Origin of the sequence: Streptomyces sp. RFCAC02 (assembly GCF_004193175.1) — a bacterium.
In the GTDB taxonomy this organism is placed as follows: Bacteria; Actinomycetota; Actinomycetes; order Streptomycetales; family Streptomycetaceae; genus Streptomyces.
This window is the reverse complement of record NZ_SAUH01000001.1, coordinates 4,793,582-4,808,039: the sequence shown is the minus strand read 5'-3', so window position 1 is coordinate 4,808,039 and position 14,458 is coordinate 4,793,582. Positions and strand designations below refer to the sequence as shown.

15 protein-coding genes are annotated in these 14,458 nt (G+C 74.5%); 3 read left to right on the top strand and 12 right to left on the bottom strand.

Features of this window, described 5'->3' with window-relative positions:
• Positions 1–36: 36 nt before the first annotated feature.
• From truB to rimP, 7 genes are all read right to left on the bottom strand, one after another.
• Positions 37–936 (bottom strand): tRNA pseudouridine(55) synthase TruB, encoded by a 900-nt coding sequence (gene truB / locus EMA09_RS22320; RefSeq protein WP_129842765.1) that lies wholly within the window; start codon positions 934–936, stop codon positions 37–39.
• 7 nt (positions 937–943) lie between these two features.
• Positions 944–1,438: a 30S ribosome-binding factor RbfA gene (rbfA, locus tag EMA09_RS22315; protein ID WP_129842764.1), complete on the bottom strand. Its 495-nt coding sequence runs from the start codon at positions 1,436–1,438 to the stop codon at positions 944–946.
• A 15-nt stretch (positions 1,439–1,453) separates the two neighbouring features.
• Entirely contained in the window at positions 1,454–1,750 is a 297-nt protein-coding gene (locus tag EMA09_RS22310; RefSeq protein WP_129842763.1) for a DUF503 domain-containing protein, read from the bottom strand.
• 77 nt (positions 1,751–1,827) lie between these two features.
• Positions 1,828–4,857, bottom strand: coding sequence for a translation initiation factor IF-2 (gene infB, locus EMA09_RS22305; protein WP_129842762.1), 3,030 nt, complete (start codon positions 4,855–4,857; stop codon positions 1,828–1,830).
• Positions 4,858–5,016: 159 nt separating this feature from the next.
• Positions 5,017–5,328, bottom strand: coding sequence for a YlxR family protein (locus EMA09_RS22300; RefSeq protein WP_129842761.1), 312 nt, complete (start codon positions 5,326–5,328; stop codon positions 5,017–5,019).
• 117 nt (positions 5,329–5,445) lie between these two features.
• The gene (gene nusA, locus EMA09_RS22295) at positions 5,446–6,462 is read right to left on the bottom strand and encodes a transcription termination factor NusA (RefSeq protein ID WP_129842760.1); all 1,017 of its coding nucleotides are present in this window, start codon (positions 6,460–6,462) and stop codon (positions 5,446–5,448) included.
• A 2-nt stretch (positions 6,463–6,464) separates the two neighbouring features.
• A complete protein-coding gene (rimP, locus tag EMA09_RS22290; protein ID WP_129842759.1) occupies positions 6,465–6,977 on the bottom strand; it encodes a ribosome maturation factor RimP in 513 nt (170 codons plus the stop codon).
• A gap of 227 nt (positions 6,978–7,204) precedes the next feature.
• On the opposite strand from rimP, the gene EMA09_RS22285 reads away from it, so the two are divergent.
• The 3 genes from EMA09_RS22285 to EMA09_RS22275 are packed head-to-tail and all read left to right on the top strand — an operon-like array spanning position 7,205 to position 9,063.
• Positions 7,205–7,693 carry a hypothetical protein gene (locus EMA09_RS22285; RefSeq protein ID WP_129842758.1) on the top strand — a complete coding sequence of 163 codons (489 nt, stop codon included), beginning with the start codon at positions 7,205–7,207 and terminating at the stop codon, positions 7,691–7,693.
• Positions 7,690–8,169, top strand: coding sequence for a DUF4439 domain-containing protein (locus EMA09_RS22280; RefSeq protein WP_129842757.1), 480 nt, complete (start codon positions 7,690–7,692; stop codon positions 8,167–8,169). Before EMA09_RS22285 ends, EMA09_RS22280 begins: the two co-directional genes overlap by 4 nt.
• A gap of 3 nt (positions 8,170–8,172) precedes the next feature.
• Positions 8,173–9,063 (top strand): aminoglycoside phosphotransferase family protein, encoded by an 891-nt coding sequence (locus tag EMA09_RS22275; protein WP_129842756.1) that lies wholly within the window; start codon positions 8,173–8,175, stop codon positions 9,061–9,063.
• Positions 9,064–9,081: 18 nt separating this feature from the next.
• Here the strand turns inward: EMA09_RS22275 and EMA09_RS22270 are convergent, their stop codons facing one another.
• The 5 genes from EMA09_RS22270 to dxr form a co-directional block, all read right to left on the bottom strand.
• Positions 9,082–9,654, bottom strand: a complete 573-nt coding sequence (locus EMA09_RS22270) for a GNAT family N-acetyltransferase (protein WP_129842755.1) — start codon at positions 9,652–9,654, stop codon at positions 9,082–9,084.
• Positions 9,655–9,713: 59 nt separating this feature from the next.
• Entirely contained in the window at positions 9,714–10,559 is an 846-nt protein-coding gene (locus tag EMA09_RS22265; RefSeq protein WP_129842754.1) for a DUF4081 domain-containing GNAT family N-acetyltransferase, read from the bottom strand.
• Positions 10,560–10,632: 73 nt separating this feature from the next.
• Complete coding sequence (gene ispG / locus EMA09_RS22260; RefSeq protein ID WP_129842753.1) at positions 10,633–11,787, bottom strand: flavodoxin-dependent (E)-4-hydroxy-3-methylbut-2-enyl-diphosphate synthase; 1,155 nt, start codon at positions 11,785–11,787, stop codon at positions 10,633–10,635.
• 61 nt (positions 11,788–11,848) lie between these two features.
• Positions 11,849–13,153: a site-2 protease family protein gene (locus tag EMA09_RS22255; RefSeq protein WP_129842752.1), complete on the bottom strand. Its 1,305-nt coding sequence runs from the start codon at positions 13,151–13,153 to the stop codon at positions 11,849–11,851.
• Complete coding sequence (dxr, locus tag EMA09_RS22250; RefSeq protein WP_129842751.1) at positions 13,150–14,430, bottom strand: 1-deoxy-D-xylulose-5-phosphate reductoisomerase; 1,281 nt, start codon at positions 14,428–14,430, stop codon at positions 13,150–13,152. The genes EMA09_RS22255 and dxr overlap by 4 nt, the downstream gene beginning before the upstream one ends.
• Positions 14,431–14,458 lie beyond the last annotated feature (28 nt).

Here is a 14,458-nt window from a genome sequence, read left to right as displayed (position 1 = left end):
CTGTGCTGTCTGCCGGTCCAAGGTACCGGCCGCCCCTCAGACGAAGACGGCCAGGCTGCGCGATGTCCCGCCCTCCGCCTCGATCAGCGCCACGAACCGCTCCTGCGGCCCGAAGACGGCGACCGGCCCGGACGGCAGCTCGGGCGCGCCGAGGCGCACACCGTTGCCGAGCAGACGGGCCTGCTCCTCGTCCACGTCCCAGCGGGGGAACGCGGCCGCCGCGGCCTCGCCGAGCGGCAGGACGGTCAGCCCGGCCCGCAGTTCGTCGAGCGTCCGGGCGCCGTCCAGGCCGTACGGGCCGACGCGCGTGCGCCGCAGCGCCGTCAGATGGCCACCGGTGCCGAGGGCGGCGCCGAGGTCGCGGGCGAGGGCGCGGATGTACGTGCCGGACGAGCAGACGACGCGCACGTCCACATCGGTGACGGGCGTGCCGTCCCCGGCCGTGCGTTCCGTGACCGCGTCGACGGTGAACACGGAGACCGTGACCGGCCGGGCCGGGATCTCGACGTCCTCTCCGTCCCGCACGCGCCGGTACGAGCGCTTCCCGTCGATCTTGACGGCGCTCACCCGTGCCGGCACCTGGAGGATCGGGCCGGTCAGCGCGGCGACGCCCGCGTCCAGCGCGGAACGGTCGATCCCCGCGGCGCCCGCCGAGGCCGTCACCTCGCCCTCGGCGTCGTCGGTGACGGTGTCCTGCCCGAGCCGGATCGTGCCCCGGTACTCCTTCTCGGTGAGCGCGAGATGGCCGAGGAGCCGCGTGGCGCGGCCGAGGCCGACGAGGAGCACGCCGGTCGCCATCGGGTCGAGCGTGCCGGCGTGGCCGACGCGCCGCGTCCGCGCGACGCCGCGCAGCACGGCCACGACGTCGTGGGAGGTGAAGCCGGCGGGCTTGTCGACGACGACAAGCCCGTCCACGGTGCTCGTGGTGCGGCCCATGTCCGGCTCAGTCCTCCCGCTCGCCGGTGGCGCCTTCGCCGTCCCCGCCGTCGCCCGCGCCGTCCGCGTCCTCCGCGTCGCCGTCACGGGTGACGTACGGGTCGGCGCCGGCCGCGTAGTCCGCGCCGGCGGCGGCCCGCCGCAGCTCCTCGTCCCGCTCCCGGGTGCGGTCGAACAGGTCGTCCAGCGTGCGCGCCGTCTCCGGCAGCGCGTCGGGCACGAACTCCAGGCTCGGCGTGTGCTTGACGCCGGCCGCCGCGCCCACCGCCGAGCGCAGCACGCCCCGCGCACTGCGCAGCCCGGCCGCCACCTCGGCGCGGTCGGCGTCGTCGCCCCACACCGTGTAGAACACGGTGGCCTCCCGGAGGTCTCCGGTGAGCCGGGCGTCGGTGATGGTCACCCGGCTGCCGAGCCGCGGGTCCTTGATGTCCCGCTGGAGCTTCCGTGCCACGACCTCGCGGATGAGGTCGGCCAGCCGCTTCGCCCGCGCGTTGTCGGCCATGGGTGTTTCTCCTCGCTATTCGTCCTCGTCGCCGTGGAACCGCCGCCGGGCCGACAGCAGCTCCACCTCGGGGCGGCCCGCCATCCACCGTTCGCAGGCGTCGAGCACCTCCGTGAGGTGCGCGGCGTCCCCGGACACCATGGCGAGCCCGATCCTGGCCCGCCGGTACAGATCCTGGTCGCCGACCTCGGCGACACTCACCGCGTACGACCGGCGCAGCTCCGCGACGATCGGCCGTACCACGGACCGTTTCTGCTTGAGCGACCGCACGTCGCCGAGCAGCAGGTCGAAGGACAAGGTCCCGGTATACATACGGTGATCGTACGGGGAGGGCCGGGCCTCCCTCGACGGAGTTTCCGCTCCGCCGGAGGGTGGCCCGGCCCCGTGGGTCAGGCGCGGGGCTTCTCCCGCATCTCGTAGGTGGCGATGACGTCGTCGACCTTGATGTCGTTGAAGTTGCCGAGGTTGATACCGCCCTCGAACCCTTCGCGGATCTCGGTGACGTCGTCCTTGAAGCGGCGCAGCCCCTCGATGGTGAGGTTCTCCGCCACGACCTTGCCGTCGCGCAGCAGGCGGGCCTTCGTGTTCCGCCGGACCTCGCCGGAGCGGATGAGGACACCCGCGATGTTGCCCAGCTTGGAGGACCGGAAGACCTCGCGGATCTCCGCCGTGCCCAGCTCGACCTCCTCGTACTCCGGCTTCAGCAGGCCCTTCAGGGCCGCCTCGATCTCCTCGATCGCCTGGTAGATGACCGAGTAGTACCGGACGTCGACGCCCTCGCGCTCGGCCGCCTGCGTGGCACGCCCCTCGGCGCGCACGTTGAAGCCGATGACGATGGCGTCCGAGCCCGCCGCCAGGTCGATGTCGGTCTCGGTGACCGCACCGACGCCGCGGTGGAGGACCCGCAGGTCCACGCCCTCGCCCACGTCGAGCTGGAGCAGCGACGACTCCAGGGCCTCGACGGAACCGGACGCGTCGCCCTTGAGGATGAGGTTGAGCTGCTGGATCTCGCCCGCCTTGAGCACCTTGTCCAGGTCCTCCAGGGAGACCCTGCGGGTGCGCTTGGCGAATGCCGCGTTCCGCTCGCGGGCGGCACGCTTCTCGGCGATCTGCCGGGCGGTGCGGTCCTCGCTGACGACGAGGAAGTTGTCGCCGGCGCCGGGGACGTTCGTCAGACCCTGGACCAGGACCGGGGTCGACGGGCCGGCCTCGGTGAGGTTGCGGCCCGTGTCGTCCAGCATGGCCCGGACACGGCCGTGGGCGTCACCCACCACCATCGTGTCGCCGACGCGGAGCGTGCCGCGCTGGACGAGGACGGTGGCGACGGCGCCGCGCCCGCGGTCGAGGTGGGCCTCGATCGCGATGCCCTGGGCATCCTGCTCCGGGTTGGCCCGCAGGTCGAGCGCCGCGTCGGCGGTGAGGACGACCGCTTCGAGGAGGTTCTCGATGTTGGTGCCCTGGCGTGCGGAGATGTCCACGAACATCGTGTCACCGCCGTACTCCTCGGCCACGAGACCGAACTCGGTGAGCTGGCCGCGCACCTTCGTCGGGTCGGCGCCCTCGACATCGATCTTGTTGACGGCGACGACGATCGGCACGTCGGCGGCCTTGGCGTGGTTCAGCGCCTCGACCGTCTGCGGCATGACGCCGTCGTTGGCCGCCACCACGAGGATCGCGATGTCGGTGGACTTCGCACCACGGGCACGCATGGCGGTGAACGCCTCGTGACCCGGGGTGTCGATGAACGTGATCCGCCGGTCCTCGCCGTTGACGCCGATGGAGACCTGGTAGGCACCGATGTGCTGGGTGATGCCGCCGGCCTCGCCCTCGATGACGTTCGTCTTGCGGATCGCGTCGAGCAGGCGGGTCTTGCCGTGGTCGACGTGGCCCATGACGGTGACCACCGGGGGCCGGGAGACCAGGGCCTCCTCGCCGCCCTCGTCCTCGCCGAACTCGATGTCGAAGGACTCGAGCAGCTCGCGGTCCTCCTCCTCCGGGCTCACGATCTGGACGGTGTAGTTCATCTCGTCGCCGAGCAGGTGCAGCGTCTCGTCGGAGACCGACTGGGTCGCGGTGACCATCTCGCCGAGGTTGAACATGACCTGGACGAGGGACGCCGGGTTGGCGTTGATCTTCTCCGCGAAGTCGGTCAGGGACGCGCCGCGGGAGAGACGGATCGTCTCGCCCTTGCCGCGCGGCAGCATGACGCCGCCGATGGACGGGGCCTGCATGGCCTCGAACTCCTGGCGCCGCTGCCGCTTCGACTTGCGGCCACGGCGCGCGGGACCGCCGGGACGGCCGAACGCGCCCTGCGTGCCGCCGCGGCCACCCGGGCCGCCGGGACGGCCGCCGAAGCCGGGACGGCCACCGCCGCCGCCGAAGCCGCCGCCACCCGGACGGGCACCCGTACCGGTGCCGCCACCGCGGCCGGCGAAACCGCCGCCGCCACCGCCACCGCCGAAGCCGCCGGGACGGCCACCGCCGCCACCGCGGCCGGCGAAGCCGCCGCCACCCGGGCGGGGACCGCCCGCCGGACGGCCGCCGGGGCCGCCGGGACGCCCGCCGGCCGAGGGCCGCTGCGGCATCATGCCGGGGTTCGGACGGTTACCGGGCGGGCCGGGACGCGGACCGCCGGGGCCGCCCGCGGCCTGGGGACGCGGCATGTTGCCCGGCGTGGCGCGACCGCCGCCCGGCGCCTGCGGACGCGGGCCACCGGGACCCGGGCGGTCCTGACCGCCGGGACGCGGGGCACCCTGGCCCTGGCCGCCGGGGCGCGGGCCACCGGGACCCGGCCGCGGGGCGGGCCGGGCCATGCCGGTGGAGCCGCTGGTCGTGAAGGGGTTGTTGCCCGGCCGCGGGCCCGCGGGCCTGCCGCCCGGCTTCGGGCCGCCCGGCTTGGCGCCGGGGGCCGGCCGCTGACCGCCACCGGCCGCGGGACCCGCCGGCTTCGGACCCGGACGGGCACCCGGCCGCGGGGCCTGCTGGCCGCCGGCACGCGGCGCGCCGGAACGGGGTGCCGCCGGCTCGCTCGCGGCGGGCGCGGGCGGCGCGGAGAACTCGGGGGCCGCGGGCGCCGGCTTGGCCGGCGGCTTCGGCGCGGCCGGGGCGGGACCCGGCGTCGGGCGCGGCGCGCCCGGCTTCGGGGCCTGCTGGCCACCCGGGCGCGGCGCACCCGGACGGGGACCCATGGCGCCCGGCTTGGGCGCCCCGGGCTTGGGGGCGGGCGCCCCCGGACGGGCGGGACGACGGCCTGAGCCGCCTCCCGCGTTGAATGCGTCCTGCAGTTTTCGGACGACCGGCGCCTCGATCGTCGAGGACGCCGAACGGACGAACTCACCAAGTTCCTGGAGCTTGGCCATGACGACCTTGCTCTCTACTCCCAGCTCCTTGGCGAGCTCGTATACCCGGACCTTAGCCACTTCGCTCCTTATGCGGTCCGGGGTCGGTCGTCCGCCGGACCTTCGCTACTTCTCGGGCGTACTCATCGCGTACTCATCGAGTGCTCATCGCAATCTCGACCTACTTCCGACTCGCGAGGTACCTGCCGCGCGGCCTGTCCGCGCGGCGCTTGTTACGTGTTACGTGTCCCGGCGGGGCCGGTCCTGCGGCGCTTCCGGGGCCGCCGTCACGACGGCGCTCCGGAGGTTCCCGGTGTCGAGCGGCCCCTGGACCTTCAGTGCCCGGGGAAACGCCCGGCGGCGGACCGCCAGTTCGAGACAGTCAGGCGTGGGGTGCAGATACGCGCCCCGACCGGGCAGCGTACCGCGAAGATCGGGGACACAGCGATCCCCGTGTGCCACCACACGCAGCAGGTCGTTCCTGGCTGAGCGGCGGCGGCATCCGACGCAGGTACGTTCCGGGCAGGCGCGCGTACGCGTCCGGCCAGACACTTCGGATTCTACCTCCCCGTCCGCCCGGCCCCGCAGGGGGGCGGGGTGGCGGTGGTCGTTGCAACGGGCGGGGGGCCGCCCGTATTCCGGGTCCGCCGGGACGAGTCCCGGCGGACCTCACGCCTCGCTGGCGGAGCGCTCGGGCCGTGCCTGCTGCTCCGCGGTGTCCGGCCGGATGTCGATGCGCCAGCCGGTGAGGCGGGCGGCGAGCCGGGCGTTCTGCCCCTCCTTGCCGATGGCGAGGGAGAGCTGGTAGTCCGGCACCGTGACACGCGCCGACCGCGCGGCGGCGTCCACCACCTCCACCCGGGTGACGCGGGCGGGCGACAGGGCGTTCGCGACCAGCTCCGCCGGGTCGTCCGACCAGTCGACGATGTCGATCTTCTCGCCGTGCAGCTCGGCCATGACGCTGCGGACCCGCCCGCCCATCGGGCCGATGCAGGCGCCCTTGGCGTTCAGCCCGGAGCGGAGGGACCGCACGGCGATCTTGGTGCGGTGACCGGCCTCGCGGGCGATCGCGGCGATCTCCACCGAGCCGTCGGCGATCTCCGGCACCTCCAGCTCGAACAGCTTCTTCACCAGGTTCGGGTGGGTGCGGGAGAGCGTGACGGACGGGCCGCGCGCGCCCTTCACGACGCGGACGACGTACGACCGCAGCCGGGTCCCGTGCGGGTACTCCTCGCCGGGGACCTGCTCCTGCGGCGGCAGGATCGCCTCCAGGCGCCCGATGTCGACGAGCACGCTCTTCGGATCCCGCCCCTGCTGGACCACGCCGGCGACGACGTCGCCCTCGCGCCCGGCGTACTCGCCGAAGGTGACGTCCTCCTCGGCGTCGCGCAGCCGCTGGAGGATGACCTGCTTCGCGGTGGTGGCGGCGATCCGGCCGAAGCCCGACGGGGTGTCGTCGAACTCCCGCGGCTCGGCCCCCTCACCGTCGAGGTCGGCGGCGTCCTCGCGCGCCCACACCGTCACATGCCCGCTGGCGCGGTCGAGGACCACGCGGGCCTGGCGGTGACTGCCCTCGGTGCGGTGGTAGGCGATCAGGAGGGCCGATTCGATGGCCTCCACCAGCAGGTCCAGGGAGATCTCCTTCTCCCGGACGAGCAGACGCAGCGCACTCATGTCGATGTCCACGGCTATGCCTCCTTCTGGCTCTCGTCGTCGGCGGCGGCGGGCTTGCGGTTGAACTCGACCTGGACGCGCGCCTTGGCGATCTCGGTGAACTCGACCCGGCGAGCCGTGGGCCTGCGTCCCTTCTCCCCCGGGACCTCCAGATCCACTCCCGCTTCGTCCGCGGCGGTGACGCGCGCGGTCAGCGGCGTACCCCGGTGCGGGGTGACGAGCACCAGCCGGCCCGTCGCACGGCGCCAGTGGCGCGGCTCGGACAGGGATCGTTCGGCACCGGGCGAGGTGACCTCGAGTTCGTAGGGGGCGTCGCCCATGACGTCGGAGGCGTCGAGGGCGGCCGAGGCGTCACGGCTGAGGTCGGCGCAGGCGTCCAGGCGTACGCCCTCGTCCGTGTCCACGACGACCTGGAGGAGCCGGCGCCGGCCCGCCGGGGTGATCCGCACGTCCTCCAGATCCATGCCCCGGGCCGCCGCCAGCGGTTCCAGGAGTGCCCGCAGCCTCTCGATCTGGGTCGTGCTCATCCGGGTGACTCCTCGGCCGCGTGTGCTGTTGTGGAACGGGTGCGTGTCGGGCGCGCTCGGCCCACACCCTATCGTCTGCGGCACGCCGCGCCGACCGCCGGCACCGGCCGGCGCCGGGGGCTGGCACGCCGGGCGCGCCGGGGTGCCACGGGATGGCGCCACACCCCCGGGTACGCTCACCGTGCGGTGATCTTGTCGTTCACTCACAACGGGAAGTGCGGGAAGCCATGTCCTCTGCTCCGCCCACGGCCCTCCCCCGGCGCACCCTGCTGGCCTGCGGTGTCGCGGCCGGGCTGGCCGGCTGCACCGGCGGGGACGGCGGCGGGGGCGTCACCGAGATGGAACCGTCCGCCGTGCGCGGCGTGCGCCGCCGGGCGGCCCGCGACAGCGCCGGTCTCCTCGCCAGGTACGACGCGACGACCGCCGCGCATCCGGACCTCGACGGCACGCTCGCGCCCTTCCGCGCCGTCGCCGCCGCCCACCTGACCGCGCTCGCCGAGGACGACCCCGCCGCCTCCGTCACCCCGGACGGCGCCCCCGAGGTCCCCGCGGACGGCGCCGCGGCCGTCACCGCGCTCGCCGACGCCGAACGGACCCTGGCCGACGAGCGGACCCGCGCCCTCACCGGGCTCCCCCCGGAACTCGCCCGCCTGCTCGCCTCCCTGGCCGCCGCCGGCGCCGCCACGGCGTATCTCCTGAACGAGGTCAGCGCATGACCGCACCGCACGCCCCCACCCGTACCGCGGCCGGGGAGGAGACTCCGACGGAGCTCTCCGCCGCGCAGGCCGCGCTGGCCGCCGAGCACGCCGCCGTGTACGGCTACGGCGTGGTCGGCGGGCGCGTCGGCGAGGACCGGGGCCGGGAGGCCGAGGACGCCTGGACCGCGCACCGCGCCCGCCGTGACGCCCTCCGCCGGACGGTGCGGGACCTCGGCGGCACGCCGGTCGCCGCGGCCGCCGCGTACAGCCTGCCGTTCGATGTGGCCGACGAGGCGGGGGCGGTCCGGCTCGCGGGCGAGCTGGAGACCGGCCTCGCCGCCGCCTACGCGGACCTCGTGGGGGCCGGTGACGAGGACACGCGCCGGGACGCGGCGGCCGCCCTCGGCGAGGCGGCCGTGCGGGCGGCCCGCTGGCAGGGCGCGCCGGCGGCGTTCCCCGGCCTGCCCGAGTACGCGGCGGACGGGAGCCGCTGACCGATGGAGTTCGCCCCGCCGGAACACCTCGTCCGCGCCCAGCGGGCCACCGCGCCCGGCTGGCTCGACGACCTGCCGGCGCTGGCGGCGCGGACCGCGGAACGCTGGCGGCTGACGCCCGAACGTGTGATCGCGCCCGGCGGCCGGACGAGCATGACGGTCCTCGTGCGCACGGCGGACGGCGTTCCCGCGGTGCTCAAGCTGACGGCGCCCGGCCGTTCCGCTCCGCTGGAGGACGCGGCGCTGCGCACCTGGGACGGCCTCGGCGCCGTACGGCCCCTGCGGCTCGACGCCGACGCGGGCGCCCTCCTGCTGGAGCGGCTGAGCCCGGCCACGTCGCTGCGTTCCCTGGCGGACGCGAAGGCCACGCTGGAGGCGGTGTCGGTCCTGCGGCGGCTGTGGGTGGCGCCGGTCGCGGGGCACCCGTTCCCGGATGTCGCGGAGCTGACGGGCGCGCAGACGGAGCTGATGCGGTCGGCCGTGCCGCACGAAGCGGCGCCGCTGGTCGAAGCGGCCCTCACGGCGCGCGCCGGACTCCTCGCCGGCGCGCCCGAGGCCGTCCTGCTGCACGGCGACTTCCGGCAGGGCGCCGTCCTCGCCGCGGCCACGGACCGGGCGCACTGGCTCGCGGTCGGTCCCGACCCACTGGTCGGGGAGCGGGCCTACGACCTCGCGCGGCTCGTCCGCGACCGGCTGCACGACCTGGTCGCCTCGCCGGGCGCCGCGGCGGCGACTCGGCGCCGGGTCACGCGGCTGGCGGGCTCCGTCGAACTCGACCCCGAGCGGCTGCGCGGGTGGGCGCTGTTCCGGGCCGTCGCGGCCGCGGCCCGGGCGTACGCGGCGAAGCGGGACGGGGCGGCCGAGCACCTGCTGGAGTTCGCCACCTGGCTGTGACGGCGGGCCGGCCGCCGGTCAGGCGTCCCGGCGGCGCAGCGGAAGCGGGGCACCCATGACGGCGTACGGGGTGGCCGCGGAGGGGAACATGACGCGCTGCGCCAGGTCCTGGTAGCCGAGCTTGCGGTACAGGCCGCGGGCGGGGCTCTCGATGTCGAGCGCGGAGAGGATCGACCGCGGCTCATCGGCGGTGTCGGTCAGCTCGGTGATGAGCCGGCGGCCTATGCCGTGCTTCTGGTGGCTCGGCAGGACGTGGAGTTCGGTGACGGTGAAGGAGTCGTCGAGCCAGGAGTCGTTCCCGGCCCGCCGCAGGTACGGCTCGACGACGGTGGACCACCACTGCGCGCGGTCGTTCGGCATGCCGTAGATGAAGCCGACGAGCCGCCCGTCCGGCGTGGTGGCGCCGAGGGCGCGCGCTCCCGGGGCGGCCGCGTGCCGCAGCACGATGTGGCGCCGCACGGCGACCTCCTCGGGACTCAGCCCGAACGCCCGGGCCTGCACGGCAAGGGCGTCGTCGACCGACGCCGTCAGGTCGAGGGGGGCGATGCGGATGCGCTGGTCGTCGTGTGCGGCGCCGCCGGATGGTGTCATGCGGGGAGGCTAACGCGCGGCCGGGCGGAAGTCGCGTCCGGTGTGCCCGTGGAGCGGAATCAGAACAGGACGCTCATGAGGGTGCCGGCGTCGCGGAAGCCGAGGCGCCGGTACACGGCGAGGGCGGGGGCGTTGAAGTCGTTGACGTAGAGGCTGACGACGGGGGCGATCTCGGTGAGGGCGCACCGCAGGACCGTCGCGAGGCCGGCCGTGGCGAGGCCGCGGCCGCGCCGGTCGGGGGCCGTCCAGACGCCCTGGAGCTGGCAGACGCCGGGCGTGACGGCGCCGATCTCCGCCTTGAAGACGACGCGGCCGGCCTCGAAGCGGGCGAAGCAGCGGCCGGTGCCGACGGTCTCGGCGACGCGCGACTGGTACGTGAGCCCGCCGTCGTGGGCGTCCAGCGGGGAGACGCCGACCTCCTCGGTGAACATGGCGACGGCGGCCGGCAGGACGAGGTCCATCTCGTCCTTGCGGACCCGGCGGACCGCCGGGTCGGGCGTCACACCGGCGGGGACGGCGCCGGTGGCCATGAGGGGCTGGCGGCGCCGCAGTTGCCTGGCCGGGCCCCAGCGGGGCTCCAGGTGGTCCCACAGCAGGGCCGTGGGCTCGGCCGGGCCGACGATGGAGGAGCAGCGGCGGCCCTGCCGCAGGGCGCGGACGGCGAACGCGCGGACCGCCGCGGGACCCGCGCCGATGGGGACGAGGTTGGCGCCCGCGTAGGCCAGGGAGCGGAGGCGCCCGTCCCGGTACCAGCCCCACATCTCGCCGCCGAGCCAGGCCGGTTCGAGACCGGAGTCGAGCACGCGGGCGGTCACGAAGGCGTTCGCGACGGGGTCCTCGTCCAGGACGCCGAGGACGGCGTCGAGGTCGGCCGGTGTGAGGAGCCGTGTGGCGGATGTGGGCACAGGGTCGGGACCTCGGGTCGGGCGCCCGGGGCACGGACGGCGCGCGGCGCGGCCGTGCCCCCGGTGGCGTCGGTCAGCTGACGGCGACCTCGGGCTCGCCGGACGGCGTGCCCTCCGCCCGCATCCGCTCCGCGATCCGCATGGCCTCGTCGATGAGCGTCTCGACGATCTTCGACTCGGGGACGGTACGGACGACCTCGCCCTTGACGAAGATCTGGCCCTTGCCGTTGCCCGAGGCGACGCCGAGGTCGGCCTCGCGGGCCTCGCCCGGGCCGTTGACGACGCAGCCCATGACGGCGACGCGCAGCGGCACGTCCATGCCCTCCAGGCCGGCGGTGACCTCCTCGGCGAGCTTGTACACGTCGACCTGGGCGCGGCCGCAGGACGGGCAGGACACGATCTCCAGGCCGCGTTCCCGCAGGCCGAGGGACTCGAGGATCTGCGTGCCGACCTTGACCTCCTCCACCGGCGGGGCGGAGAGGGAGACGCGGATGGTGTCGCCGATGCCCTCGCTCAGCAGCGCGCCGAACGCGACGGCCGACTTGATGGTGCCCTGGAAGGCGGGGCCGGCCTCCGTGACGCCGAGGTGCAGCGGGTAGTCGCAGGCGGCGGCGAGCTGCCGGTAGGCGTTCACCATGACGACGGGGTCGTTGTGCTTGACGGAGATCTTGATGTCGCGGAAGCCGTGCTCCTCGAAGAGGGAGCACTCCCACAGCGCCGACTCGACCAGCGCCTCGGGGGTGGCCTTGCCGTACTTCGCGAGGAGGCGGCGGTCGAGGGAGCCGGCGTTGACGCCGATGCGGATCGGGGTGCCGGCGTCGCCGGCGGCCTTCGCGATCTCGCGGACGCGGTCGTCGAACTGCTTGATGTTGCCCGGGTTGACGCGGACGGCGGCGCAGCCGGCGTCGATGGCGGCGAAGACGTACTTCGGCTGGAAGTGGATGTCCGCGATGACGGGGATCTGCGACTTGCGGGCGATCACCGGCAGGGCGTCGGCGTCGTCCTGCGTGGGGACGGCGACGCGGACGATCTGGCAGCCGGACGCCGTCAGCTCGGCGATCTGCTGGAGGGTGGCGCCGATGTCCGACGTGCGGGTGGTCGTCATCGACTGGACGGACACCGGGGCGTCACCGCCGACGGGGACCGATCCGACGTTGATCCGGCGGCTGGGGCGGCGCTCGGCCAGCTTGAGCGGAACGGACGGCATTCCCAGCGAGATGGCTGTCATGACTGTGTGCGACCCCACGGTGCGGTTGGGCGGTGAACCTGTTGTCCGAGCCTACGGCACCTCACCCGGTCAGACTCACGGGACTGACGATATCCGCGACCAGGACCAGCAGGGTGAAGCAGATGAAGACACCGGCGACGACGTAGGCGACGGGCATGAGCTGCGCCACGTCGAACGGCCCCGGGTCGGGGCGGCGCCTGACCTTGGCGACCCCGCGGCGCAGCGACTCCCACAGGGCTCCCGCGACGTGGCCGCCGTCGAGGGGCAGCAGCGGCAGCATGTTGAAGAGGAAGAGGGAGAGGTTGAATCCCGCGACGAGGAAGAGGGCCGTCGCGATCTGCTGGCTGGCCGGGATGTCGAGGGTGAAGATCTGGCCGCCGACGCGGGCCGCGCCGACGACGCCCATGGGCGAGTCCGGTTCGCGCTCCCCGTTGCCGAGGGCGGCGTTCCACAGGTCGGGGATCTTGGAGGGGATGTCCACCAGGGACTGGACGCCCGTGACCATGATGTCGCCCATGCGCCCGACGGACTCGGGGAAGCTCTGGCGCACGACGCCGCTGGCCGGCGAGAAGCCGAGGAAGCCGGCGCTGACGTACTCGTCCTCGACGTAGCCGCCGTCGCCGTCGGTCTTGGCGACCTGGTTCTCGATGAGGTCGGCGTGCAGGTCGAGGGTGCGGCCGTCGCGCTCGACCGTGACGGTGGCCGGGCCGATGGTATCGCGGATGCGGTCCTGGAGGGTGCCCCACTCGTCGATGGACTCGCCGTTGAACGCGACGATGCGGTCCCCCGGCTGCAGCCCGGCGGCGGCGGCCGGCGCGGCCGGGTCGGAGTCGCGGCACTCGCGGGCGCCCTCGTCCTGCGGGACGACGCACTCCGAGACGCTGGCCACGGTGGTCGTCTGCGTGTTGACGCCGAAGGCCATCAGGACGCCGAGGAAGATCACGACGGCGAGCAGCAGGTTCTGGAACGGGCCGGCGAACATGACGATGATCCGCTGCCACGGCTTGCGCGTGTAGAAGAGCCGCTTCTCGTCGCCGGGCTGCAGCTCCTCGAAGGCGGCGGCGCGCGCGTCCTCGATCATGCCGCGGAACGGCGAGGTGGACCGTTTGCGGATGGCGCCGTCCTCGCCGGGCGGGAACATGCCGATCATGCGGATGTAGCCGCCGAGCGGGATCGCCTTGACGCCGTACTCGGTCTCCCCCCGCTTGCGCGACCAGACCGTGGGGCCGAAGCCGACCATGAACTGCGGCACGCGCACGCCGAACATGCGGGCGGTCGTGAAGTGGCCGAACTCGTGCCACGCGATGGAGAACAGCAGTCCGAGGACGAAGACGAGTATGCCGAGGATGAACATCAGCGCCGTCATGCGGTCATCTCCTGGTTCTCCTGGTGCGCGCGGGAGGCCGTACCGGTCAGCTCGCGGGCGCGGCGGCGGGCGGCCGCCTCCGCTTCGAGGACGTCCGGGAGGGTCGGGGAAGTTCCGGCGGGGCCGCCGGCCAGCTCCTCGACGACCCGGGCGACGGTGTCCACGATCCCGGTGAAGGGGAGCCGTCCGGCGAGGAACGCGTCCACGCACTCCTCGTTGGCGGCGTTGAACACCGCGGGCGCCGTACCGCCGAGGCTACCGACCAGCCGGGCCAGCGGCACGGAGGGGAAGGCATCGGTGTCCAGCGGCTGGAACTCCCAGGTGTGCGCGCGGGTCCAGTCGACGGGGGCGGCGGCGCCCGGCACCCGTTCGGGCCAGCCGAGGCCGAGGGCGATCGGCATCCGCATGTCCGGGGGGCTGGCCTGGGCGAGCGTCGAGCCGTCCGTGAACTCGACCATGGAGTGCACGTACGACTGGGGGTGGACGACGACCTCGATGCGGTCGAACGGGATGCCGTACAGCAGGTGGGCCTCGATCACCTCGAGGCCCTTGTTGACGAGGGTCGCCGAGTTCACGGTGATGACCGGTCCCATGGCCCAGGTGGGGTGCGCGAGGGCGTCGTCGGGCGTGACGCCGGCCAGCTCGGCGCGGGTGCGGCCGCGGAAGGGGCCGCCGCTCGCCGTGACGACGAGCTTCGCGATCTCCGCGCGGGTGCCGCCCATCAGGGCCTGGAAGAGGGCGGAGTGCTCGGAGTCGACGGGCACGATCTGCCCGGGGGCGGCGAGGTCCGTCACGAGGGGGCCGCCGACGATGAGGGACTCCTTGTTCGCCAGCGCGAGGACGCTGCCGGCCCGCAGCGCGGCCAGCGTGGGGGCGAGACCGATGGAGCCGGTGATGCCGTTGAGCACGGTGTGGCAGGGGCTCGCGGCCAGGTCGGTGGCGGCGTCGGGGCCGGCCAGCACCTCGGGCAGCGGCTCCCCGGCGCCGTACCGGGCGCGCAGGGCGGCGCGCAGCTCGCCGGCGAGGCCCGCCCGTGCCACGCCGACCGCGCGGACCCGCAGCCGGTGGGCCTGGTCGGCCAGCAGGTCGAGCCGTCCGCCCGCCGCCGACAGGGCGGTGACGCGGAACCGGTCGGGGTTGCGCAGCACGACGTCGACGGCCTGGGTGCCGATCGATCCGGTGGAGCCGAGGATCACGACCTCGCGCGGCGCCCCGGACGGCGAGGCATCCGGTCGGCGCAGGTGCGGGTCGGCGAGACAGACGGGACTCTCGGTCATCCCCCCATTGTGACCCGCCCGCCGGGTG

What these genes read in the sequence shown, in the direction of transcription:
- truB (WP_129842765.1), bottom strand. Translation starts at nt 936, where the DNA reads ATGGGCCGCACCACGAGCACCGTGGACGGGCTTGTCGTCGTCGACAAG.
- rbfA (WP_129842764.1), bottom strand. Translation starts at nt 1,438, where the DNA reads ATGGCCGACAACGCGCGGGCGAAGCGGCTGGCCGACCTCATCCGCGAG.
- EMA09_RS22310 (WP_129842763.1), bottom strand. Translation starts at nt 1,750, where the DNA reads ATGTATACCGGGACCTTGTCCTTCGACCTGCTGCTCGGCGACGTGCGG.
- rimP (WP_129842759.1), bottom strand. Translation starts at nt 6,977, where the DNA reads ATGAGCACGACCCAGATCGAGAGGCTGCGGGCACTCCTGGAACCGCTG.
- EMA09_RS22285 (WP_129842758.1), top strand. Translation starts at nt 7,205, where the DNA reads ATGTCCTCTGCTCCGCCCACGGCCCTCCCCCGGCGCACCCTGCTGGCC.
- EMA09_RS22280 (WP_129842757.1), top strand. Translation starts at nt 7,690, where the DNA reads ATGACCGCACCGCACGCCCCCACCCGTACCGCGGCCGGGGAGGAGACT.
- EMA09_RS22275 (WP_129842756.1), top strand. Translation starts at nt 8,173, where the DNA reads ATGGAGTTCGCCCCGCCGGAACACCTCGTCCGCGCCCAGCGGGCCACC.
- EMA09_RS22270 (WP_129842755.1), bottom strand. Translation starts at nt 9,654, where the DNA reads ATGACACCATCCGGCGGCGCCGCACACGACGACCAGCGCATCCGCATC.
- ispG (WP_129842753.1), bottom strand. Translation starts at nt 11,787, where the DNA reads ATGACAGCCATCTCGCTGGGAATGCCGTCCGTTCCGCTCAAGCTGGCC.
- EMA09_RS22255 (WP_129842752.1), bottom strand. Translation starts at nt 13,153, where the DNA reads ATGACGGCGCTGATGTTCATCCTCGGCATACTCGTCTTCGTCCTCGGA.
- dxr (WP_129842751.1), bottom strand. Translation starts at nt 14,430, where the DNA reads ATGACCGAGAGTCCCGTCTGTCTCGCCGACCCGCACCTGCGCCGACCG.